This is a genomic window from Streptomyces sp. NPDC007971, from assembly GCF_042958635.1.
Taxonomy (GTDB): domain Bacteria; phylum Actinomycetota; class Actinomycetes; order Streptomycetales; family Streptomycetaceae; genus Streptomyces.
In genome coordinates this window covers 71,437-94,169 of the sequence record NZ_JBIBJK010000019.1, presented here as the reverse complement: position 1 = coordinate 94,169, position 22,733 = coordinate 71,437, and the positions used below count along the sequence as shown (strand labels likewise).

At 72.7% G+C, this 22,733-nt stretch carries 19 protein-coding genes; 11 read left to right on the top strand and 8 right to left on the bottom strand.

Annotated elements, in window-relative coordinates; genetic code table 11:
- The first annotated feature begins 14 nt into the window (after positions 1-14).
- Genes ACFZCP_RS33515 through ACFZCP_RS33495 form a run of 5 tightly spaced genes read left to right on the top strand, consistent with a single transcriptional unit; the run spans position 15 to position 4,219 of the window.
- Positions 15-1,355 (top strand): enolase C-terminal domain-like protein, encoded by a 1,341-nt coding sequence (locus ACFZCP_RS33515; RefSeq protein WP_391434836.1) that lies wholly within the window; start codon positions 15-17, stop codon positions 1,353-1,355.
- Positions 1,352-2,107, top strand: a complete 756-nt coding sequence (locus tag ACFZCP_RS33510; protein WP_391434833.1) for an SDR family oxidoreductase — start codon at positions 1,352-1,354, stop codon at positions 2,105-2,107. Before ACFZCP_RS33515 ends, ACFZCP_RS33510 begins: the two co-directional genes overlap by 4 nt.
- Positions 2,104-3,072: an aldo/keto reductase gene (locus ACFZCP_RS33505; protein ID WP_391434828.1), complete on the top strand. Its 969-nt coding sequence runs from the start codon at positions 2,104-2,106 to the stop codon at positions 3,070-3,072. The genes ACFZCP_RS33510 and ACFZCP_RS33505 overlap by 4 nt, the downstream gene beginning before the upstream one ends.
- The gene (locus tag ACFZCP_RS33500) at positions 3,069-3,383 is read left to right on the top strand and encodes an L-rhamnose mutarotase (RefSeq protein WP_391434825.1); all 315 of its coding nucleotides are present in this window, start codon (positions 3,069-3,071) and stop codon (positions 3,381-3,383) included. Before ACFZCP_RS33505 ends, ACFZCP_RS33500 begins: the two co-directional genes overlap by 4 nt.
- Positions 3,380-4,219, top strand: a complete 840-nt coding sequence (locus ACFZCP_RS33495) for an amidohydrolase family protein (RefSeq protein WP_391434822.1) — start codon at positions 3,380-3,382, stop codon at positions 4,217-4,219. The genes ACFZCP_RS33500 and ACFZCP_RS33495 overlap by 4 nt, the downstream gene beginning before the upstream one ends.
- Here ACFZCP_RS33495 and ACFZCP_RS33490 read toward each other — a convergent pair.
- Complete coding sequence (locus ACFZCP_RS33490) at positions 4,207-5,628, bottom strand: lipase maturation factor family protein (RefSeq protein WP_391434819.1); 1,422 nt, start codon at positions 5,626-5,628, stop codon at positions 4,207-4,209. The genes ACFZCP_RS33495 and ACFZCP_RS33490 overlap by 13 nt on opposite strands.
- Before the next feature lie 163 nt (positions 5,629-5,791).
- Here ACFZCP_RS33490 and ACFZCP_RS33485 point away from each other — a divergent pair, with 163 nt between their 5' ends.
- On the top strand, positions 5,792-7,879 hold the full coding sequence (locus tag ACFZCP_RS33485; protein ID WP_391434816.1) for a SpoIIE family protein phosphatase: 2,088 nt from the start codon (positions 5,792-5,794) through the stop codon (positions 7,877-7,879).
- Positions 7,880-7,910: 31 nt separating this feature from the next.
- On the top strand, positions 7,911-8,774 hold the full coding sequence (locus tag ACFZCP_RS33480) for a DNA-formamidopyrimidine glycosylase family protein (RefSeq protein ID WP_391434813.1): 864 nt from the start codon (positions 7,911-7,913) through the stop codon (positions 8,772-8,774).
- A gap of 9 nt (positions 8,775-8,783) precedes the next feature.
- Here the strand turns inward: ACFZCP_RS33480 and ACFZCP_RS33475 are convergent, their stop codons facing one another.
- The 3 genes from ACFZCP_RS33475 to ACFZCP_RS33465 form a co-directional block, all read right to left on the bottom strand.
- Complete coding sequence (locus ACFZCP_RS33475) at positions 8,784-9,437, bottom strand: zf-HC2 domain-containing protein (RefSeq protein WP_362697001.1); 654 nt, start codon at positions 9,435-9,437, stop codon at positions 8,784-8,786.
- A gap of 151 nt (positions 9,438-9,588) precedes the next feature.
- On the bottom strand, positions 9,589-10,104 hold the full coding sequence (locus ACFZCP_RS33470; protein WP_362697003.1) for a hypothetical protein: 516 nt from the start codon (positions 10,102-10,104) through the stop codon (positions 9,589-9,591).
- Positions 10,105-10,255: 151 nt separating this feature from the next.
- Positions 10,256-10,804 carry a sigma-70 family RNA polymerase sigma factor gene (locus ACFZCP_RS33465; RefSeq protein ID WP_391434808.1) on the bottom strand — a complete coding sequence of 183 codons (549 nt, stop codon included), beginning with the start codon at positions 10,802-10,804 and terminating at the stop codon, positions 10,256-10,258.
- 222 nt (positions 10,805-11,026) lie between these two features.
- Here ACFZCP_RS33465 and ACFZCP_RS33460 point away from each other — a divergent pair, with 222 nt between their 5' ends.
- Positions 11,027-12,193, top strand: coding sequence for a CapA family protein (locus tag ACFZCP_RS33460; RefSeq protein WP_391434805.1), 1,167 nt, complete (start codon positions 11,027-11,029; stop codon positions 12,191-12,193).
- Here the strand turns inward: ACFZCP_RS33460 and ACFZCP_RS33455 are convergent, their stop codons facing one another.
- On the bottom strand, positions 12,194-13,618 hold the full coding sequence (locus tag ACFZCP_RS33455; protein WP_391434801.1) for an amino acid permease: 1,425 nt from the start codon (positions 13,616-13,618) through the stop codon (positions 12,194-12,196).
- 620 nt (positions 13,619-14,238) lie between these two features.
- Between ACFZCP_RS33455 and ACFZCP_RS33450 the strand changes: the two genes are divergently transcribed.
- The gene (locus tag ACFZCP_RS33450) at positions 14,239-15,489 is read left to right on the top strand and encodes an MFS transporter (RefSeq protein ID WP_391434796.1); all 1,251 of its coding nucleotides are present in this window, start codon (positions 14,239-14,241) and stop codon (positions 15,487-15,489) included.
- Here the strand turns inward: ACFZCP_RS33450 and ACFZCP_RS33445 are convergent.
- Positions 15,425-15,895 (bottom strand): universal stress protein, encoded by a 471-nt coding sequence (locus tag ACFZCP_RS33445; protein ID WP_391434792.1) that lies wholly within the window; start codon positions 15,893-15,895, stop codon positions 15,425-15,427. The genes ACFZCP_RS33450 and ACFZCP_RS33445 overlap by 65 nt on opposite strands.
- 163 nt (positions 15,896-16,058) lie before the next feature.
- On the opposite strand from ACFZCP_RS33445, the gene lysX reads away from it, so the two are divergent.
- Positions 16,059-19,289: a bifunctional lysylphosphatidylglycerol synthetase/lysine--tRNA ligase LysX gene (gene lysX / locus ACFZCP_RS33440; RefSeq protein WP_391435043.1), complete on the top strand. Its 3,231-nt coding sequence runs from the start codon at positions 16,059-16,061 to the stop codon at positions 19,287-19,289.
- Here lysX and ACFZCP_RS33435 read toward each other — a convergent pair.
- Entirely contained in the window at positions 19,234-20,670 is a 1,437-nt protein-coding gene (locus ACFZCP_RS33435) for an MFS transporter (RefSeq protein ID WP_391434789.1), read from the bottom strand. The two genes, lysX and ACFZCP_RS33435, sit on opposite strands and share 56 nt — an antisense overlap.
- Positions 20,671-20,897: 227 nt before the next feature.
- On the opposite strand from ACFZCP_RS33435, the gene ACFZCP_RS33430 reads away from it, so the two are divergent.
- A complete protein-coding gene (locus ACFZCP_RS33430; protein WP_391434786.1) occupies positions 20,898-21,734 on the top strand; it encodes a polysaccharide deacetylase family protein in 837 nt (278 codons plus the stop codon).
- Positions 21,735-21,764: 30 nt separating this feature from the next.
- On the opposite strand, the gene ACFZCP_RS33425 is transcribed toward ACFZCP_RS33430, so the two are convergent.
- A complete protein-coding gene (locus tag ACFZCP_RS33425) occupies positions 21,765-22,463 on the bottom strand; it encodes a class F sortase (RefSeq protein WP_391434781.1) in 699 nt (232 codons plus the stop codon).
- Between the last annotated feature and the right edge of the window lie 270 nt (positions 22,464-22,733).

Here is a 22,733-nt window from a genome sequence, read left to right as displayed (position 1 = left end):
CCGAAAGGACTTCAGTGTCCCAGGCCCCCGCCCGCATCACCGCGGTCGACACCCACGACATCCGCTTCCCCACCTCGCGGGAGCTGGACGGCTCCGACGCGATGAACCCGGACCCCGACTACTCGGCGGCCTACGTCGTCCTGCGCACGGACGCCGCCGACGGGACCGAGGGGCACGGGTTCACCTTCACCATCGGGAGGGGCAACGACGTCCAGGTGGCCGCGATCGACGCGCTGCGGGGCCATGTCCTCGGCCGCCCCGTCGAGGAGCTGTGCGCCGACCCCGGCTCGCTCTTCCGGGACCTGATCGCCGACAGCCAGCTGCGCTGGCTCGGCCCCGAGAAGGGCGTGATGCACATGGCGATCGGGGCCGTCGTCAACGCCGTGTGGGACCTCGCCGCCCGGCGGGCCGGAAAGCCGCTGTGGCACCTGCTCGCCGACGCCGAACCGGAGTGGCTGGTCGGCCAGATCGACTTCCGCTACATCACCGACGCGCTCTCCCCCGAGGAGGCCCTCGACCTGCTACGACGCGGCAGGCAGGGGGCCGCGGAGCGCAGGGCCCGGCTGCTGGAGCGCGGCTTCCCCGCCTACACGACCTCGCCGGGCTGGCTCGGCTACGACGACGACAAGCTCAGCCGGCTCGCCGCCCAGGCGGTGGCCGACGGCTTCCGGCAGATCAAGCTCAAGGTGGGCGCCGACCTGGCGGACGACGTACGGCGCTGCCGGGTCGCCCGCGCGGTCGTCGGCCCGGACGTCCGCCTCGCCGTCGACGCCAACCAGCGCTGGAACGTGGACGAGGCGATCACCTGGACCAGAGCCCTGGCCGAGTTCGACCCCTACTGGATCGAGGAGCCCACCAGCCCCGACGACGTCCTCGGGCACGCCGCGATCCGCCGCGCGGTGAGCCCGGTCAAGGTCGCCAGCGGTGAACACGTGCACAACCGGATCGTGTTCAAGCAGATGCTCCAGGCCGGGGCCCTCGACATCGTGCAGATCGACGCGGCCCGCGTCGCCGGTGTCAACGAGAACCTCGCCATCCTGCTGCTCGCCGCCAAGTTCGGCGTCCCCGTCTGCCCGCACGCCGGGGGCGTCGGCCTGTGCGAGCTCGTCCAGCACCTGTCGATGTTCGACTACCTGGCCGTCTCCGGCACCACCGAGGACCGGGTCATCGAGTACGTCGACCACCTCCACGAGCACTTCCTCACCCCCGTGGACATCTGCGACGGCCACTACACGGCCCCCACCGCGCCCGGCTTCTCGGCCGCCATGCGCCCGGAGTCCCTCGCGCGGTACACCTTCCCCGGCGGCACCTTCTGGGCCGCCGACCCCGACACCCGGAAGGGACAGGCGGCATGAGCGACTTCGAGGGCCTCAGGGCCCTGGTCACCGGCGGCGCCTCCGGCATCGGCCGGGCCACCGCCGACCTCCTCGCCGAACGCGGCGCCCGGGTGGCCGTGCTCGACCTGGACCCGTCCCGGGTGGCCGAGCCGCTGCTCGCCTACCGGGCCGACGTGGGCGACGACACCTGCGTGCGGACGGCCGTGGCACGGGCCGCCGAGGACCTCGGCGGCCTCGACGTCCTGGTCAACAACGCCGGCATCGGCGCCCAGGGCACCGTCGAGGACAACGACGACGAGGAGTGGCGGCACGTCTTCGACATCAACGTCCTCGGCATGGTCCGCACCGCCCGCGCCGCCCTCCCGCACCTGCGCCGCTCCCGGCACGCGGCCGTCGTCAACACCTGCTCCATCGCCGCCACCGCAGGCCTTCCGCAACGCGCCCTGTACAGCGCCACCAAGGGCGCAGTGTACTCCCTGACCCTGGCCATGGCCGCCGACCACGTGCGCGAGGGCATCCGCGTCAACTGCGTCAACCCCGGTACGGTCGACACGCCATGGGTCGGCCGGCTGCTGGACGCGGCCCCCGACCCGGCCGCCGAGCGCGCCGCCCTTCAGGCCCGCCAGCCCACCGGCCGCCTCGTCTCCGCGGCCGAGGTCGCGGGCGCCATCGCCTACCTGGCCGGTCCGCTGTCCGGCGCCACCACCGGCACCGCCCTCGCCGTCGACGGCGGCATGCAGGGCCTCAGGCTGCGCCCGGGGGCCCGGTGAACCGCCTGGGCCGCAGCGGCGTGGAGGTCGGCCCGCTGGGCTTCGGCGCCGCCGGGATCGGCAACCTCTTCACCCCGGTGAGCGACGAGCAGGCGCACCAGGCGGTGGCCGCCGCCTGGCAGCGGGGCATCCGCTACTTCGACACCGCGCCCCACTACGGCCTCGGCCTGTCCGAGCGCCGCCTGGGAGCGGCCCTGCGGGACCACGACCGCGCCGCGTACACGCTCTCCACGAAGGTCGGCCGCCGCCTGGAACCCGCCGACGGCACCTCGGACGACCTCGCGAACGGCTTCGCCGTCCCCGCCGCCCTGCGCCGCGTCTGGGACTTCAGCGCCGACGGCGTCCGCCGGTCCCTGGAGGCGAGCCTCGACCGCCTCGGCCTCGACCGCGTCGACGTCGTCTACCTCCACGACCCCGACGACCACGCCGAGCAGGCCTTCCGCGAGGGCTACCCGGCACTGGAGAAACTCCGCTCCGAGGGCGTCGTCGGCGCGATCGGCGCGGGCATGAACCAGGCCGGGATGCTCACCCGGTTCGTCCGGGAAACCGACGTCGACGTCGTCCTGTGCGCGGGCCGCTACACCCTGCTCGACCAGAGCGCCGCAGCCGAGCTGCTGCCCGAGGCCCTCGCGCGGGGCGTGTCGGTCGTCATCGGCGGAGCCTTCAACTCGGGCCTGCTGGCCGACCCGGCGCCGGACGCGACCTACGACTACACCCGTGCCCCCGGGCAGCTGCTGGACCGCGCCCTGCGGCTGAGGACCGTCGCCGGCCGGCACGGCATCGGCCTGCGCGCCGCCGCCCTGGCCTTCTGCTCCGCCCATCGCGCCGTCGCCTGCGTGCTGGCCGGCGCCCGCTCCGCCGCCGAAGTCCACGACAGCGCCGAGCAGTTCGCCACCCCCGTCCCGGACGCCTTCTGGCAGGAACTGCGGGACACCGGTCTGCTGCCCCCCGAGGAGCCGTCATGAAAGTCGCCCTGCACACCAAGGTCCGCGCCGACCGCGTCGCCGACTACGAGGCGGCGCACCGCGAGGTCCCCGGAGAACTCACCGACGCCATCCGCGCCTGCGGAGCCACCTCCTGGACCATCTGGCGCAGCGGCCATGACCTCTTCCACCTGCTGGAGTGCGAGGACTACGCCCGTCTGCTCGCCGCCCTCGAACGGCTGCCGGTCAACGTCGCCTGGCAGGCCCGCATGGCCGAGCTGCTCGACGTCGTGCACGACTACTCCGAGGGCGGCGCGGACGCCGGGCTGCCCGTCATCTGGGAGCTGCCGTGACCGTCGACGCCCACCACCACGTCTGGGACCTGTCCGTCCGCGACCAGGACTGGATCACCGGCCCCGCACTCCGGCCGCTCAGACGCAGCTTCGGCCTCGCCGACCTGGAACCCGAGGCCCGGGCGGCCGGCGTCGACCGGACCGTCCTCGTCCAGACGGTCACCGTGCCCGAGGAGACCCCGGAACTCCTGGCCCTGGCAGCCTCACACGACCTGGTCGCAGGCGTCGTCGGCTGGACGGACCTCACCTCCCCCGGCATCGCCGACGAGCTGGCCCGCCTGCGCGAACTGCCCGGCGGCCGCTTCCTCAAGGGCGTGCGCCACCAGGTCCAGAGCGAGCCCGACCCCGACTGGCTGCTGCGGGCCGACGTACGCCGGGGTCTCACCGCCGTCGCCGAGGCGGGCCTGGTCCACGACCTCGTGGTCCTGCCCCACCAGCTCCCGGCCTGCGCCAGGGCGGCCGCGGCTCTGCCGCAGCTCACCTTCGTGCTCGACCACCTGGGCAAGCCGCCCATCGCCTCCGGGGAACGCGAACCCTGGACGGCCCGGCTGCGGGCCCTGGCCGCACTCCCCAACACCGTAGCCAAACTCTCCGGCCTGGTCACCGAGGCCGACCCCGCCTCCTGGACCCGCGCCGACCTGCGCCCGTACACCGACACCGCCCTCGACGCCTTCGGCCCGCACCGCCTGATGTTCGGCTCCGACTGGCCGGTGTGCACCCTGGCGGCCGGCTACGCGCAGGTGCACGCCACGGCGAGGGAGCTGACGTCGGGCCTCGGCGCGGCGGAGCGCACCGCCCTGTTCGACGGCACCGCGAGGCGCGTCTACGACCTCTGAGCCACCCGGGCCAGCCGCGTGGGCGGCAGGTACTCCCGCACGTACGTCCGCTGCCAGCACGCCCCGGTCTCCCGCAGCTCCCGCCAGGTGGTGTAGCGGTAGCGGAAGAGACGGGCACGGATGTAGCGCGGCGGGGCGCCCGGCGGGAACGGCGAGCGGCGCAGCAGCTTCAGGGTGTCGCGGTCCTCCTCCAGCAGCCGTTCCACCATCCCGCCGAACCAGTCACCGGCATAGGCCGGGGACAGCGCGGCGAACCACATCAGCCAGTCCAGGCGCAGGTGGTAGGGCGCGAACTGGCGGGGCCAGCGCCGGGGATCGCCCGGCTTGCCCTTGAACACGTACTCCCGCCAGTCCGAGTCCTCCCGCGGTACGTCGTCCCGCGTGCCCTCGACCACCACCTCGTAGCGGACCCGGCTGACGCTGCCGAAGGCGCCGTAGGTGTTCACCAGGTGCAGCGGGTCGAAGGAGCGGTTCATGACCTGGCGGCGGGAGATCATGTTGCGCACCGGGTGGTAGCTCAGAGCGACCAGCAGCGCGGCGACGGAGAGCACCAGCACCTCGTACCACAGCGGCGCCGAGGGCACGGCCGGTGCCGTGGCGGGCAGCCGCAGCGCGGACAGGGCCAGCACGATGGTGATCCAGTTCAGCCAGGAGAAGTTGCCGGACAGCACCAGCCACAGCTGGGTGACGATCATCAGCGCGGCGGCGGCCGAGGCGACGGGCTGCGGGGTGAACAGCAGCACCGGCACGACCAGCTGGGTCAGGTGGTTGGCGGCCACCTCCACCCGGTGCAGGGGCCTGGGCAGATGGTGGAAGAACCAGCTCAGCGGGCCCGGCATCGGCTGTGTCTCGTGGTGGTAGTCCAGGCAGGTCAGCTTCCGCCAGCACGCGTCCCCCCGGAGCTTGATCAGCCCGGCCCCGAACTCGACCCGGAACAGGATCCAGCGCAGCAGGAACAGCACGACGACCGGCGGCGCGACCTCGTCGTTGCCGAGGAACGCGGCCAGGAAACCGGCCTCCAGCAGCAGCGACTCCCAGCCGAACGCGTACCACGTCTGACCCACGTTGACGATCGAGAGATACAGCCCCCAGGGCACCAGCCACAGCACGATGCCCGCCCACAGCGGCAGCAGGGAGTCCGCCCCGGCCAGCAGCGCCGCCGACACCGCACACCCGGACCAGGCACAGGCCGCGAAGAACCGGTCCGAGTAGTGCAGGTGGAACAGGCTCGGGGCCCGCCGGAAGGGGGCCCGCGCCGTGAAGCGGGGGATCGGCAGCATGCCGCGCTCGCCGAGCAGGGCCCGGAACTGGAGGGCGGCCGCCAGGAAGGCGACGAGATACAGACCGGCCAGAGCCCGCTGGAAGACCAGCCGGCTCAGCCAGTAGTCGGGTGCGGTGAACCAGTCCACGCCTGTGCGCTCCTGCCTCCATTGTGTCCGCCGGGCCGGTGCTGCGCCGGAGGGCCTCGTCACTCCCCGGTACCGCGCCGGTGCACCTGCGTAACCCCGGCGGGGGAAACGGACGGCCGCCGTCCCGGTCGAAGAATCGGCAAAACCCTGGCAAGGTGGCCCCATGGCTGATCGGGGAGCGAGCGCCCCGTCACTCACCGAGGACTGGCCCGCTCACCCGGGCCCGATTCTGGCGCTCAACCGCATGGGCAGCTTCGACTGGGACCTGGACGCTGGCCTCTTCCACATGGACGCCCAGGCCCACGAGGTGTTCGACGTCCTTCCCGAGGAGTACGACGGCCGCCCGGAGTCCCTGACCGTCCGCGTGCCGCCCGCGGAGGCCGCACGGCTGGACGCCGTGGTGGCCCAGGCCATCAAGGACGGCAGCGAGAACTACGGCGCCTACTTCCGCATCCGCTGCCGCGACGGCACCCCGCGCTGGACCCACACCCAGGGCTACATACGGCGCGACGAGACCGGCCGGCCGCGCCGGGTGGTGGGCATCGTCCGCGACGCCACCGAGGAACTCGCCGACAGCGAGGCGCGCAGTGTGCGCGCCGCCCAGGACCAGGCCTTCCGCCAGCAGACCAACGTCGTCCAGGTCATCTCCGCCGCCCTCTCCCACGCCCGCACCGTCCAGGACGTGATCGACGTCCTCAAGGACACCCACGGCGTCCGCCACCTCGGCGCGGCGAGCCTCGTCATGGGCCTGGTGGAGGCCGGCCGGATCCGGCTCATCGCGGAGGGCCCCGCGGGCAGCTTCGTCCCCGGCACCCGGATCACCCGGATAGACGAGCCGTACCCGATGGGCGAGGTCGTCCGCACGCTCGCCCCGCGCTTCATCGAGTCCCCGGAGGAGTTCGCCGAGGGCTACCCGATCCTGTGGCCGCACATCACCGGGCTGCGCATCACCTCGGCCGTCTATCTGCCCCTGATCGCCCAGGCCCAGCCGTTCGGCGCGATGGGCCTGCTCTACAACGACCGGCAGGGCTTCTCCGGCGAGGAGCGCGCCGTCCTGGTGGCGCTCGGCAGCACCATCGCGCAGAGCCTGCAGCGAGCCATGCTCTACGAGCAGGAGAAGGACCTCGCCCAGGGCCTCCAGCAGGCGATGCTGCCCCGCACCATCCCGAGCGTCCGCGGCGCCGACGTCGCCGTCCGCTACCGGGCCGCCACCGTCGGGGGTGCCCTCGGCCGGGACATCGGCGGCGACTGGTACGACCTGATCCCGCTGCCCGGCGGCCGGGTCGGCGCGGTCATCGGCGACGTACAGGGCCATGACACACACGCGGCGGCCGTGATGGGCCAGCTGCGGATCGTGCTGCGCGCCTACGCCGCCGAGGGCCACACCCCGGCCACCGTGATGGCCCGCGCCTCCGTGTTCCTGCACGAGCTCGACACCGACCGCTTCGCCACCTGCCTGTACGCGGAGGCCGACCTGGCCACGGGGGTCGTCCAGGTCGTCCGGGCCGGGCACATCGACCCGCTGCTCAAGGACGCCGACGGCAGCTGCCGCCGGGTCCCGGTCGAGGGCGGGCTCCCGCTCGGCCTCTCCGCCGAGTTCGGCCGCCTGGAGTACCCCGTGGCGACGCTGGAGCTCGACCCCGGCGACACCCTGCTGCTGTGCACCGACGGGCTCGTCGAGCAGCCCGGTGCCGACCTCGACGACGGGATGCGGGACCTGACGACCCTGATCGCCAAGGGCCCGGACGAGGTGCGCGACCTCGCCGCCCGGCTGATCGAGGTGGCCGCGGAGCGCGGCGGGGACGACGACGTGGCGCTGCTCCTGCTGCGCCGCCGGGCCCCCCGGGCCCCGCAGGCCGGCGGCCGGCTCCAGCAGCATGTGGCCCCTGGCGACCCGGACGCGCTCACCCACGCGCGCCACATGATCCGCGCCGCGGTCCGCACCTGGGGCGCCCGGGAGCGGGCCGACGAGATCGAACTGGTCGCCGACGAACTGATCACCAACGCCCTGATGCACACCGAGGGCTCGGCGATCGTCACCCTGCGGGGCCTGGAAGGCAGCGACCGGCGGCTGCGCGTCGAGGTCGAGGACTGTTCCAGCGCCCTGCCGCGCCGGCGCGACGCGGGGGAGGACGGGGTCTCCGGACGCGGACTGCTCCTGGTCGACCTGCTCGCCGACGTGTGGGGCGTGGAGGCCCGCGGCAGCGGCAAGGCGGTGTGGTGCGAGTTCCTGGTGCCCGCGCGCGCCTGACCGCACGTGCCCCGGATGGCACTCTTGACGTATGCCGGAACTGCCCGAGGTGGAAGCCCTCCGGGACTTCCTGGCCGAGAACCTGGTCGGCCACGAGGTCGTACGGGTGCTGCCCGTCGCCGTCAGCGTCCTGAAGACCTACGACCCGCCCCCCGGCGCGTTCGAGGGGAACGAGGTCACCGCCGTGCACCGGCACGGGAAGTTCCTCGACCTGGAGGCGGGCAGCGGCCTGCACTTCGTCACCCATCTGGCCCGCGCGGGCTGGCTGCAGTGGAAGGACCGCCTGCCGGACGGCCTGCCGCGCCCCGGAAAGGGCCCCCTCGCCCTGCGCGTGGCGCTGGAGACCGGCGCGGGCTTCGACCTCACCGAGGCCGGCACCCAGAAGAAGCTCGCCGTGTACATCGTCCACGACCCGCAGGACGTGCCCGGGGTGGCCCGCCTCGGCCCGGACCCGCTCGCCGCGGGCTTCGACGAGGACCGCTTCGCCGCCCTGCTGAAGGACGAGCGGCGCCAGGTCAAGGGCGCCCTGCGCGACCAGAGCCTGATCGCCGGGGTGGGCAACGCCTACAGCGACGAGATCCTGCACGCGGCCAGGATGTCCCCGTTCAAACTGGCCGCGTCCCTGACCCCCGAGGAGACGCACCGGCTCTACGAAGCCCTGCGCACCACCCTCACCGAGGCGGTGGAACGCTCGCGCGGACTGGCCGCGGGCCGGCTGAAGGCCGAGAAGAAGAGCGGTCTGCGGGTCCACGGCCGCACCGGCGAGCCCTGCCCGGTCTGCGGCGACACCATCCGCGAGGTCTCGTTCAGCGACTCCTCGCTCCAGTACTGCCCCACCTGCCAGACGGGCGGCAAGCCCCTGGCCGACCGCAGACTCTCCCGGCTGCTGAAGTGAGCCCCGCGGCTAGCCTGCGTCCAGGGTGACCAGGTGCTGTCCGTCCGTGGTGCGCACCTCGTAGCGGTCGATCTGCTCCGGGCTCATCGTGGAGCCCGCCATGGTGGTGACCGTGCGGGGGTCGTGGTCGCCCGCCTTCCAGCCGGAGACGACCTGCTCGGAGCCGTCGTGGCCGATGACCACGAGCCGGCAGGAGTGCGGCCCGGTGGCGTCCTTCACCTCCAGCCGCATGCGGCTGCCGAAGTCCCCGTCCTCGGTCGTGACCTGCGCCCACACCCCCGTCGCCGGGTCGGTCGCCGCGGTGACCCGGGGGCCCGGTTCGTCGTGCCCGGCGTAGGCCACGATCCCCGGCCCCGCAACGGCCAGCACCACCGAGGCGGCCAGGCCGTACAGGACGCGGCGGCGCCGGGCCCGGTGCCGGTGGGTGAGCTCCCCGAGGAGCCGGTCCAGCAGCCGGGGGCCGGGCTGGGCCATGGGGTGCACGAAGCGCGGCGTGGCCCGGCGGTACAGCATCAACTGCCGTGCCGCAGGTCCGAACTCGGTCACCTGTGCCGCGCACTGAGGGCACTCCAGGAGGTGGTCCTCGAAGCGGAAGGCCTCCGCCTCGTCCAGCACGCCGAGCGCGTACGCGCCGACGTCGCGATGCCTTTCCAGGGACCTCATGCCGAATCCTCGTGCCTATGGGTGTGGGTGGGGTTACTCCTTGCTCCCATCCGTACGCAGCGCACCAACGAATCACTCAAGACACACACCGAATCGTGACCAAGAGATTCGGAGCCGCCCGGCTCGCGGATTGGTCTGAATTCCGGACGACTCAAAAAAGATGGATCGCCAGATGTCCGAGCGGCAGCCCGAGCCGCCAGGCGGGCGTCCACACCTTCGGCCCGTCGTCCTCGCCGAGCACCGCGCCGCCCTGCGGCACCGCGTCCAGGTCGGGTGCGAGCAGCTCGGTCTCCTCCAGCCAGCGCCAGGCCCCGGCCGCCAGGGCCAGGTCCGGCGACGGCGTGCCGGACGCGGCCTGCTCGGCGGTCAGCTCGGCCATCCGCGCGCACACCCAGTCCTGCCACGGCTGGTCGTACGCCGTCAGCGACAGCCAGTTCTCCAGCTGCGAGATCACCCGGATACCGGAGAGCTCGCCGTCGGTGTCGGACAGGAAGACGGTCAGCGCCAGCGCGTCCCGGCCGGCCCGGAACTCGAAGGACGTCGGCGGCATCAGATCGCCGGTGCGCAGCAGCTCGTCGGCGATGTACTCGGCGTACAACCAGGCCATGGGGACGGCCAGTTCCCCGCCGCCGGTGCCGTCCGTGCTCTCGTGCCCTCTGTGCAGCATCCCTTCCTGCCTTCCTCCGGTACGTGCGTGTCGCCCGAACCCCTGGACTCAATAGGGGCAGCCCCCGTCCGGAACGCGGATGAGGACAGCTGATTGCCCGAACGGGGGTCGTAGCAAGGCGCTTTACCGAGGTTTGACCAGGACCTCGGTTTCACCGCAGGTCGGCCGCATAACCCGGAAGGACCCGGCGCAGGGCGCGCAGCGCGTAGTACGCGCGGGACTTCACGGTACCCGGTGGAATTCCGAGGGTCTGCGCGGCCTCCGCCACACTGGCCCCGCGGAAATACACGAGTATCAATACGTCACGGTGTTCCGGAGTGAGTGTCTTCACAGCCTCCCGCACATCGAGCATCGCCGCGGCCCGCTCGGCGTGGTCGGCGGTCACCCGCGCGTTCTCGGGCACCTCGTCGCCGACCTCGGGCGGACGCGCCTGGCGGGCCCGCCGGGCGTCGATCGCGAGCCTGCGGGCGACGGTCAGCAGCCAGGGCCGTACCGAGTCGAAGCCGTCCGCGTGCACCGCCTCGGGGTGCTGCCAGGCGCGCACCAGGGTCTCCTGGACGAGGTCCTCGGCGCGCTGGCGGTCCCCGTCGCTCAGCCTGAGCAGCAGTGCGAAGAGGGAACCGCCGTGCTCGCGCTGGAGCGCGGCGAGCTCGTGCTCGGCGGTCGTGGTCCCGTGCTGAAGTGAGGTTCCGGCCGTCATGGCCTTATGGCAGCGCGCGGCACCGCCGGGGGGCAGGGGACGCGCACGGATCTGCGGCGGACGGTCGATCGCGTCGGTGAACGGTAGGGCGGGCCTTCCGCGACCGCGTGTGCACCGGATGGGTTAAAGAAGGCGTCCGGGCTGTTTGCGTGGAAGGCGGTATTCATACCCATGTGTTTATCGAGACGTGGTCGGTAAATACGACGATCCCGGGGTGAGCTGATGATCGGACGACGGCACCAGGTGGCGATGGCCATGACCGCGATTCTCGCCGCAGCCGCCGCCTGCCAGAACCACCAACGACAGGAGGTCGCCCGGCACAAGGTGGTCGTTCCGGGACTTCCGGCGCCGACCGCCGCCCGCGGCTTCACCCTGGTCGCCTCCGGTGACGTCCTGCCGCACGGCTCCGTCAACGAACGGGCGCACTACGACGCGGGCGGCAACGGATACGACTACCGCCCGATGCTCTCCGGCGTCGAACCCATCGTGCGCCAGGCCGATCTGGCGCTGTGTCACCTGGAGACCGTCTACGGCGACGACGGCTCCCCCGCCGGCGCCACGGACGTCACCTCCCCGCCGCAGGTCGCCCAGAGCCTCGCCGCGACCGGGTACGACGGCTGCTCCACGGCCTCCGACCACGCCCTGGACGACGGCGGCCCGGGCATCATGCGCACCCTGGACGCCATGGACCGGGCCGGCCTCGGACACCCCGGAACCGCCCGCACCGAGCAGGAGGCCCACGCGGTCACGATGCTCCAGGCCGGCCCGGCCAGGGTCGCGCACCTCTCGTACACCTACAACACCGCGGGCCACTCGCTCCCGGCCGAAGCGCCCTGGGCCGTCAACCTGCTCGACGCGGACCGGATCATCGACGACGCCCGCGCCGCGCGGCTGTCGGGCGCCGATGTCGTCGTGGTCTCCGTGCACTGGGGCACCGACTGGCAGGACGCCCCCGACCGGCTCCAGCTCGACCTCGCGCAGCGCCTCACCGCCTCGAAGACCAACGGCCGTCCGGACGTCGACCTGATCCTCGGCACCGACGCGCACGTCCCGCAGGCGTACGAGAAGGTCAACGGCACCTGGGTGGTCTACGGCATGGGCGACCAGATCGCCGGCGAGATGTACAACGACAAGGGCGTGCGGGACTCGCGCGGCAATGAGTCCACGATCGGCCGCTTCACCTTCTCCCCGCCCAAGAGCCCCGGCGGCCGCTGGACGGTCGCCAAGGCCGAGTTCATCCCGCAGGCGTTCGACGTCGACGCCGGCCGGGTGGTCGACCTCAACGCGGCGATCGCCCAGGGCGCCGAACTGCAGGGCGTGCGCGACCGCATCAGGGACGTCGTCCTCAGTCGAGGGGCGGCCGCGGACGGACTTGCCATGGGCGACTGATCAGCGGGCGGGCGGTCGCCCGGCCAGCGCCGAGCGGCGGTAGGAGTAGCCGAAGTAGACGATGCAGCCGATCACGAACCAGACGGCGAACCGCACCCAGGTCTGCCACTGCAGGAACGTGATCAGCCAGATCGAGAAGACCACCCCCAGCGCGGGCACGAACGGCATCCACGGGGTGCGGAAGGTGCGCGGCAGGTCGGGCTGCCGGTAGCGCAGCACGATCACCGCCGTGCACACCACCACGAACGCCAGCAGAATGCCGATGTTGGTCAGCTCGGCCGCCTCACCGATCGGCAGGAACCCGGCGATCGCGGCCGATGCCGCCCCGACGATCCACGTCACCCGGGTCGGCACGTGCCGGGTGGGGTGCGTCTTGGCGAACCAGTGCGGCAGCAGCCCGTCCCGGCTCATGCTGAACCAGACCCGGGTCACCCCCAGCATGAAGGTGAACATGACCGTGAGGATGCCGATGATCGCGCCCACCGCGATCACATCGGCGAGCCCGCTCAGTCCCACGGCCTTGAACGCCGAGGAGAAGCCGCTCTCCGGGTCGATGTCCTTGTAGTTCTGCATGCCGGTCAGCACCAGACACGCCGCCACGTACAGCACCATCGAGATCGCCAGCGAGTAGATGATGGCTTTCGGCATGTGCCGCTGCGCGTCCTTGGACTCCTCGGCCGCGGTCGACATGGCGTCGTAGCCGAACACCGCGAAGAACACCGTCGCCGCGCCCGTGAACGCGCCGCTGATGCCGAACGGGAAGAACGGGTGGTAGTTCGCGGTGTTGATGTGGAACACGCCCACCGCGATCACCACCAGCACCACCAGCACCTTCAGTGCCACCACGAACGTCTCGAAGCGGGCCGCGCTGCGGATGCCCTGGGTGAGCAGCCAGGCGATCAGCAGGCACAGGACGGCCGCGAACAGATCGACCCGGTGCCCGTGCCCGGTGCCCGGCGCGCCCAGCATCCAGGCGGGCAGGTTCGCCCCCATCTCCTCGACCAGGAACCCGAAGTACCCGGAGATGCCGATGGCGACCACGGCGACGATCGCCGTGTACTCCAGCAGCAGGTCCCAGCCGATGAACCAGCCGGCGAACTCGCCGAGCACCGCATAGCCGTACGTGTACGCCGACCCCGCCTTCGGGATCAGCCCGGCGAACTCGGCGTACGACAGCGCCGCGCAGGCGCTCGCCAGGCCGGCGATCAGGAACGACACCAGGACCGCGGGTCCGGCCGTGCCGTTGGCCACCGTGCCGGCGAGCGTGAAGATGCCCGCGCCGATGATGCCGCCCACGCCGATCGCGGTGAGCTGCCACAGCCCGAGCGACCTGTCCAGCCGGGGGCCCTCGGCCACCTCGGTGTCCTCGATGTGCTCGATGGGTTTGCGGCGGAGAATCCCTTCGCCTGCCCGGAGCTTGGCCATACGCCTCACCTCTTCGCCGACGGCAAACGGCTGACGGCCGATCATGATGGCCCAGGGGAGTCACGGACGGAAGACGCCACGCACGGGCGCGAGGGGCTCGGTCCTGGCGGCTGCCCGGATCCGCGCCGCGGACCGGGCCGGCAGTCGGCCGGTCGGACGGCTGGTCAGGCGGTCGGTCGAACGGTCGGTCAAGCGATCGGACGGTCGGTCGGTCAAGCGATCGGACGGTCGGTCGGTCAAGCGGTCGGACGGTCGGTCGGACCGGCGCACGGCACGGCGGGGCGGGGCCGGGTCGGGGGTCGGCCGCGTCCCGGACGGAGGCGTGCGGACGGCCCGGCGTCGGGCCGGCGAGCGGAATGCGCCAGGCTCCTTCTCCGGCCCGGCGATCCGCCGGGGGACGGCCCGCCGGGCGACGCCCGGCACGGCGGCGGCCTCCTGGAACCGGCCCGCTTCTCCCGGGACCGGCACGCGTCGACCACCACGACGATGGGGCGCACGGCGTCGAGGTCCACCCGGCAGCCCCTCAGCGTACAACCGTCGGTTGTGGCCGGGGCGCTTCCGGTTGTTTGCCTCCGCGGCCACCTGCTCGTTTTCATGGCCGGGTCAACGGGAGGTTGTGCATGGGGCGGCGGTTCGGGTGGCTGTGGGCCGCCTACTCGGTCAGCGCGTTCGGGACCTGGCTCGCCTTCGACGCCTTCGCGATGATGGCGGTCCTCGTCCTGCACGCGGGACCGGCGCAGGTGGCGCTGCTCGCCGCGACCGGGCCCGCCGTGGGCGCCCTGCTGGCGATGCCGCTCGGCCCCTGGATGGAGTTCCGGCGCAAACGCCCCGTGATGGCCGGGACGGACCTCGTCCGGTGCGCCGCGCTGCTCAGCATCCCCGCCGCCTACGCGCTCGGCGGGCTCGGCCTCGGCCAGCTGCTGGTGGTCTCGGTCGTCGTCGCGGCCGCCGACATCACCTTCAACGCGGCCTCCGGAGCCTTTCTGAAGGGCCTCGTGCCGGCCGACCGGCTGCTCACCGCGAACGCCCGGTTCGAGTCGGCGAACTGGACCGCCCTGGTCCTCGGACCGCCCCTCGGCGGTGCCGCCGTCGGCCTGTTCGGTCCGGTCACGACGGTGGTGGCGAACGCGGTCAGCTTTCTGCTGTCGGCCCTGGGCATCCGGGCCGTCGGCAGCGGCGAGCCGCGCCCGGAGCGCACCGGCGCCGGCCGACTGCGGCCCGGCGACCTGTTCGAAGGCTGGCGGACCATCCTCACCAGCGCGCAGCTGCGGCCCCTGTTCCTCAACACACTGGCGTCCAACGCCATGATCATGGTCGCCGCACCGCCGCTGGCCGTCCTCATGCTCGGCCCGCTCGGCTTCGCCCCCTGGCAGTACGGCCTCGCCTTCGCCCTGCCCTCCCTGGGCGGCCTCCTCGGTTCCCGGCTGGCCCGCCCGCTCGTCGCCCGGTACGGGCAGCTGCGGGTACTGCGCACCGCGGGCACCCTGCGCGCGGTATGGCCCGTCGGGCTGGCCTTCGTGCGGCCCGGCCCGCCCGGGCTGCTCCTGGTGATGGCCCTGGAGCTGGGGGTGATCACCTGCTCGGCCGTCTTCAACCCGGTCTCCGTCACCCGCCGCATGGAGTGCATCCCGGACGACCGGGTCGCCCGCACCCTGTCCGCCTGGTCGGTCACCGGCAAGGCCACCACGGCCGCCCTGACCGCTCTGTGGGGCCTGCTCGCAAGCCTCACCGGACCGCGCGCCGCGATCGCCCTTGCCGGTGTCCTGCTGCTGGCGACCCCGGTGCTGCTCCCGCGCGCACCCCGGACTACGGCACGACCGTCACCGGCCAGCGTCCCGCCTTCACCAGACGCACCGCGACCGAGCCGATGATCCGGTGGCCGGCCTGCTCGGAGGCGCCCACCACCACCGCGTCCGCCGTCAGCTCGTCGGCCGCCTTCACCAGACCGGTGTAGGGGTCGCCGCGGAAGGTGTGGAACTCCCAGCGCACGTCGAATATCCCCTTGACCCGCTCGGTGGCCTCACGGATCTGTGCGATCAGGTCCTCGGCGATCTCGTCGGTCGTCTCGGCCACCGGCGCCCCGAGGGCCGCCCCGGCCGCGAGCACCGGCTGCACGTACACGGCGGCCAGCAGGGCGTTCTGCCGCCGGGCCAGACCGGCCGCGTAGGCGGCGGCCCGCATCGAGGAGTCGGAGCCGTCCATCCCGACCACGATGACCTTGGGCCCGTCCGTGCCCCGCTCGAACCGGTACGCGTGCTGTCCGTGCTGCTCCGTCACATCCCGAGGTTATCGGAATCGGTGCTTCCCGCCGAGGCCATGGCCTGCTCGACGGACGGTCCGCGCGGGGCTGCTCGACGGGCGAGCCGCCCGGGCCCTTCCTAGAGTCGGAACCATGACTGCCACCGCGGGGCCGGCCGCACGAAGGGATGCCCCGGGCCCGATGCGTCCGCGCGCCGGCGGCCGCCTCGGCTGGGTGCCCGAGGCCTTCGGCACCCTCTTCGCCGCCCTCGGCCTGCTCTGCGCGCTGCTCGCGTTCTTCGCCCCGCTGCGCCACCTCCTGCGCCCGGTCGCGCACGCCCTCGACCTGCTCCTGATCCCGATCAGCGCCAACCTCGCCTACGCGGTCTTCCTGTTCCTGCTGGCCGCCGCCACCGCCGCCCGCAAGAAGGCGGCCTGGTGGCTGGTCGTCGTCTACCTGGGGCTGCTGGTCCTCGGCGACATCCTCGGCGTGGCCCTCGGCCAGTTCGCCGCGTCGCTGCCCTCCCTCGTGCTGTGCACCCTGCTGCTGGTCCTGCTGCTGGTGGCCCGCAAGGAGTTCTACGCCGCCTCCCGCCGCGGCGCCGTGTGGCGGGCACTGGGCGTGCTGCTGGCCGGACTCGCCGTGGCGATCGTGGTCGGCTGGGGCCTGGTCTCGCTGTTCCCCGGATCCCTTCCGGAGGGCCAGCACCTGGCCTGGGCGGCCGCACGGGTGTGCGGCGGTCTGGTCTCCGAGGGCTCCTTCGGCGGGCGCCCCCCGCGCAAGGTCAGCTTCCTGCTCGGCCTGTTCGGCGCACTCGCCCTGCTGAACGCCGCCGCCGCGCTGTTCCGTTCGCAGCGCCTGGAGGCGGCCCTGCACGGCGACGAGGAGGCCCGCATCCGCGCCCTGCTGCGGGCCTACGGCGACCGGGACTCGCTCGGCTACTTCGCCACCCGCCGGGACAAGGCCGTCGTCTTCTCCGACAGCGGCAAGGCCGCCGTCACCTACCGCGTCGAGGCCGGGGTCTGCCTCGCCAGCGGCGATCCCGTCGGCGACCTGGAGGCCTGGCCGCACGCCATTGCCGAGTGGCTGGACCTGGCCCGCCGCTACGCCTGGGCACCCGCGGTCATGGGCGCCTCCGAGGACGGCGCCCGCGCCTACGCCCGCGCCGGTCTCGGCGCCCTCCAGCTCGGCGACGAGGCCATCCTGCACGTGCCCGGCTTCGACCTCGACGGCCGCGACATGCGCGTCACCCGCCAGGCCGTCCACCGGGTCCGCCGCACCGGCGCCACCTGCCGCATCCGCCGCCACGCCACGCTCACCGACCGGGAGATGGAGGAGATCGTCGACAAGGCCGACGCCTGGCGGGACACCGAGACCGAACGCGGCTTCTCCATGGCCCTGGACCGGCTCGGCGACCCCGCCGACGGCGACTGCCTGCTCGTGGAGGCTCTCGGCGAGGACGGCAGCCTCCTGGCGCTGCTCTCCTTCGTGCCCTGGGGACGGGACGGCGTCTCCCTGGACCTGATGCGCCGTGACCGCAGTGCCCCGAACGGGGTCATGGAGTTCATGGCCGCCGAACTGTGCGCGGCCGCCCCGAAACTGGGGGTGCACAGGATCTCCCTGAACTTCGCCGTCTTCCGCTCCGTGTTCGAGGAGGGCGCCCGCATCGGTGCCGGACCCGTCCTGCGCCTGTGGCGACGGCTGCTGCTGTTCTTCTCCCGGTGGTGGCAGCTGGAGGCCCTCTACCGCTCCAACGCCAAGTACCACCCCGAGTGGTACCCCCGCTTCATCTGCTACGGCGAGACCGCCTCCCTCGCGCGCATCGGGCTGGCCTCCGGCATCGCCGAGGGGTTCGTCTCCGTACCGTCCCTGCGCAAACTCTGGGGAAAGGGGCACCCGAAGGCCGGGCAGCGGCCCGCCACCACCGAGGGCCTGCCGTCCCTGACGGCGCTCGGTCTCGACGGAGGGGGCGAGACCGGGCCCGCCGGTCACGAGGCGGCCCTGCCCGACCAGGTCCGCGTCCGGCTCGGCAAACTCGACCGGCTGCGCGCCACCGGCACCGACCCGTACCCGGTCGGCGTGTCCGCCCCCACCCACGCCCTCGCCGACGTGCCCCAGGGCCAGGAGGTCACCGTGGCCGGCCGCATCATGCTGGTCCGCGACTTCGGCGGCATCGTCTTCGCCGTCCTGCGCGACTGGTCGGGTGACCGCCAACTGGCCCTCACCCGCGGCGACTGCGGACCCGCCCTCGACCGCTTCCGGGCCGACACCGACATCGGCGACCACATCACCGCCACCGGACGCGCGGGGCTGAGCGACAAGGGCGAGCCCACCGTCTTCGTCACCTCCTGGCAGCTGACCGGCAAGTGCCTGCATCCCCTGCCCGACAAGCGCCGCGGACTCGCCGACCCCGAGGCCAAGGTCCGCCGCCGCTACCTCGACCTGGTGACCAGCCCGGACGCCCGGGGCGTCGTCCGGGCCCGCTCGGCCGCCGTGCAGGCCCTGCGCCAGGGACTGCTGGACCGCGGCTTCCTGGAGGTCGAGACGCCGATGCTCCAGCAGATCCACGGCGGCGCCCACGCCCGCCCCTTCACCACCCACATCAACGCCTACGACCTCGACCTCTACCTGCGCATCGCGCCCGAGCTGTACCTGAAACGGCTGTGCGTGGGCGGCCTGGAGAAGGTGTTCGAGCTGGGGCGCACCTTCCGCAACGAGGGCATCTCCCACAAGCACAATCCCGAGTTCACGATGCTGGAGGCCTACCAGGCGCACGCCGACTACGACGTGATGCTCGACCTCACCCGCGAGCTGATCCAGGGCGCCGCCACCGCCGCCCTCGGCTCCCCCGTCGCCCGCAGGGACGGCCGGGAGTACGACATCTCGGGACCGTGGCCGGTCAAGACCGTGTACGGGGCGCTGTCCGAGGTGCTGGACGAGGAGATCGGCCCCGGCACCGAGCTGCTCAGGCTGCACCGGCTGTGCGATCGCACGGGGGTGCCGTACACCGCCGACGACGGCCCGGGCGACGTGGTCCTGGAGATGTACGAGCGGCTGGTCGAGGAGCGCACCGAGCTGCCCACCTTCTACAAGGACTTCCCGACCGACGTCTCCCCGCTGACCCGCCAGCACCGCACCGATGCGCGGCTCGCCGAACGCTGGGACCTCGTCGCCTTCGGCACCGAACTCGGCACCGCCTACTCCGAACTGACCGACCCCGTCGAACAGCGCCGACGGCTCACCGAGCAGTCCCTGCTTGCAGCCGGCGGCGACCCCGAGGCCATGGAGCTGGACGAGGACTTCCTGGAGGCCCTCGAATTCGCCATGCCCCCGACCGGCGGGCTCGGCATCGGCGTCGACCGGCTGGTCATGTTCCTCACCGGGCTGACGATCCGGGAGACCCTGCCGTTCCCGCTGGTGCGCCGCCGCTGACGTCCGGCTCCGGTCCGGCCGCCGGCACGACCTGCCGGGGCAGGGTCAGCAGCGCGACGACCGCGGCGGTCAGGCACAGCGCCGTCCCGAGTTCGAAGCAGTCCCGGACCGCGCCCTCCAGGCCGGCCTTGAACGGGTTGGGGCCGCTGAGCGTCGAGGCCGTCGTCCGCTCCTCGGCGACCTGGATGATTCCGGTCACCAGGGTCACGCCGAGGCCCGCGCCGAGCTGCCGGGAGGAGTTCAGCCCCTGGGGGAGCGCACCGCTTCCCGAACGGGCGAAGCCCGCGGGCAGGGCGAGCACACCGCAGCCGAAGGCGATCAGCAGCAGCGGCAGCTGCACGTCGCCGAAGCCGTAGCCCGCCCCCGGAAGGCTCAGCAGGACGAAGCCGGCGGCCGACACACCGCAGGCGCCGGCCACCGTGGCGGCGAGTCCGACGCGGGCGGCGAGGGCGGGCAGGGCCAGACACCCCAGCACCACGCCGGCGACGGCGGGCAGCAGGGCCCAGCCGACCTGCATCGCGGACAGGTCGCCGAGCACCTGCGTGGCCATGGTGAGGGCGAACACGACACCGGCCAGGCCCGCCGCCAGCAGCGCCACCACCGTGTACGCGCCGAACGCCCCCCGGTCCCGGTCCAGCCGGGCGAACAGCTCCGGCACCCCCTCGCGCCGGCCGAACCAGCCCAGCACGGACGGCACCAGCGCTCCGGCCACGGCCACGGTGATGACCGTGGTCACGGACAGGCTCCGGCCGCCGAGCCAGTCGGTGAACCACGCCAGGAAGCCCAGCGGAACGACGGCCAGCGCGGCCCGGGCCGCCCCGGCCCCGGCGCCGGGAACGGGCGTGGACTCGGTCAGCGCCACGGGGGCCAGCAGCAGGAGCACCAGCCCGGCCACCGTCTGCACCCAGAAGACCGTGTCCTCCGACTGCACGGTGCTCAGCAGCAGGGAACACGGCAGCACCACGGCCGGCGAGGCCGAGGCGACGACCGCGAAGTGCACGTTCAGCGCCCGGTCCCGGCCCGGACCCCGCGGGTGCGTGGAATCGATCAGCGCCAGGGCACAGGCCGTGATCGCCGCGGCCGCGACGCCCTGCACCGCCCGTGAGCCCAGCAGCACCCCGGCATCGGACGACAGCGCGGGCGCCGCCGCGGCGATGCTCGACAGCGCCAGCCCGCCCATCAGCACCCGCCGCTGCCCGAACGCCCTGCCGATCGCCGCCGCGAGCACGGGCAGCGCGGCGAAACAGACGCCGTACACGGACAGCAGCCACGTCAGCCCGGAGAACGAGAGCTGCCGGTGGGCCGCGATCATCGGCAGGCCCAGCGCGAAGACCATCGTGTCGAAGACGACCAGGAACTGGGCGACCGCGAGCAGCACCACCGCAAGCCCCTTGCGCGCCACCCCACTCGGCGCCCCGTTCGTTCCCCCGTGCGTGACCAACTCGTCCGCCCCCGAATCCCTGATGGCTGTTTCCTGTGGACCGACTGATTACCAGACGCCCGAGCGGCGGACCACAACGGCCCCCCGTTGGTCCGACCGGGTGCTTTCCCGCCGCCGCACCGGTGCCGCTGCGGTGAGCCGGAGGCCTGGCGGGCGACTGATGAGTCATGCAGAAAGATCAGTTGTTCACGCGGCGCCGGATGCTGCTCGCGGGCGCCGCCGCCCTCGGGTCCGCGGGCACCGCCGGAGTCATCGTGGCGGCCGGCGGCGAGGACGCGGCCCGCACCGCCGCCCCCGTCGCCGGCCCGCAGGCCCGCCAGGTGCTGAAGTCCTCCGCCTTCCGGCTCCAGCCGCTCACGGGATACGGCCCCCCGCGCGCCGCGCCGCACAAGCTGAAGGTGCGTCACGAACCCATCCTGCGGATCTCCGCACGCGGCCGGCACATGATGCTGACCTTCGACGACGGGCCCAACCCGGAGTACACCCCGCACATCCTCGACACCCTCGCCGAGTACGGCGTACGGGCGATGTTCTTCGTGTGCGGCGAGATGGTGGTCGAGAACAAGAAACTGCTGGCCCGGATGGCCGACGAGGGGCACGTCGTCGGGAACCACACCTGGACGCATCCGCTGCTGACCACTCTCGGTCGCAAGGAGATCCGCCAGGAGATGGAGCGCACCAGCGGTGCCATCGAGAACGCCTACGGGGAGCGCCCCCAGTGGTTCCGTGCCCCCTACGGCGCCTGGAACCGCGCGGCCTTCCAACTCGGTGCGGAGATGGGCATGGAGCCGATGGCCTGGACGGTCGACACGACCGACTGGATGACCCCCGGCACCGACACCATCGTGGACCGCGTGGAGAACGGCGCCGCCCCCGGAGTCGTGGTGCTGTCCCACGATGCCGGGGGCGACCGTTCGCAGAGCGTGCAGGCCATCCGCCGCTATCTGCCCTATCTGCTGGAATCCGGTTATCACCTCACCGTGCCCGGCCGTCGCACGTCCTGACCCGGAATTCGCCCGCTCGGTGACGGCATCTCAGCGGACCGCGGCCAAGCGGGCGAATACGACGACATTTCCCTCGTAGCCGTGCTGTTTGGTGAAGCCGCCGCCGCAGGTGATGACCCGGAGTTCCGGCGTGCCTTTCGAGCCGTACACCCGGTCGCCGGGGAAACTGCTCTTCGCGAAAAGCTCCACTCCGTAGATGTCGAACACCGCGGTCCTGCCGTCCTTGCGCAGGACCTCGACCCGGCCGCCTTTCTGCAGCCCCCCCAGTCCGTAGAAGACGGCGGGTCCCTGTTGGTTGTCGACATGCCCGACGATGACCGAGGTGCCCTTCTCGCCGGGTGAGACCGCACCGGTGAACCAGCCGGCCAGATTGGGGTCGTCCGGCGGCGGAGCGCCGATCCAGCCCTGATCGTCCAGGCCGACGGGCACGATGGGCGCGTCGACCTGGATGGCCGGGATCCGGATCCGGTCGGCCGCGGAGAACGGCAGGCCGGCAGGGGCGGGGGAGGGGGCGGCCGTGAACGTCCCGGAAGCGGGCGTGGGGGCACTCGCGTCCGCGTCCGCGGCCGCCGCCGCCGCGGGCTGCGGCGGTCCGACATCGAATTCCCCCGAACCGTTCCGGATGAGTGCCAGGCCGGTCAGCAGAAGAAGCGCTATCACGCCCCACGGAGCGCGCTTTCTGCGCCGCTCCTCCTCCTCGGCCAGTTCGGACAGCTCGGACGGATACATTCGCCAACCCCTCTCCAAACGGCCGTCGCCAGGTACTTCGAACATGGGAAAACGCTAAGTCCCGCGCGAGCGGCGGGCGACGGGGCAACGGGCGAACGGGTGGCCGGCCACCGTCCCGGTGCGCCATCCGAGTTGCCGCGGAGAGGAATTTTCTGACGGTCCGTGACCTGCGGCAATATACGATTATGTGGTTTTCATACGGCGTGTCCGCTCACCAGGACGGACCATTCTCGACATGCGGGCGTGTTCCGCGCGTCTGAGGGTCATGTC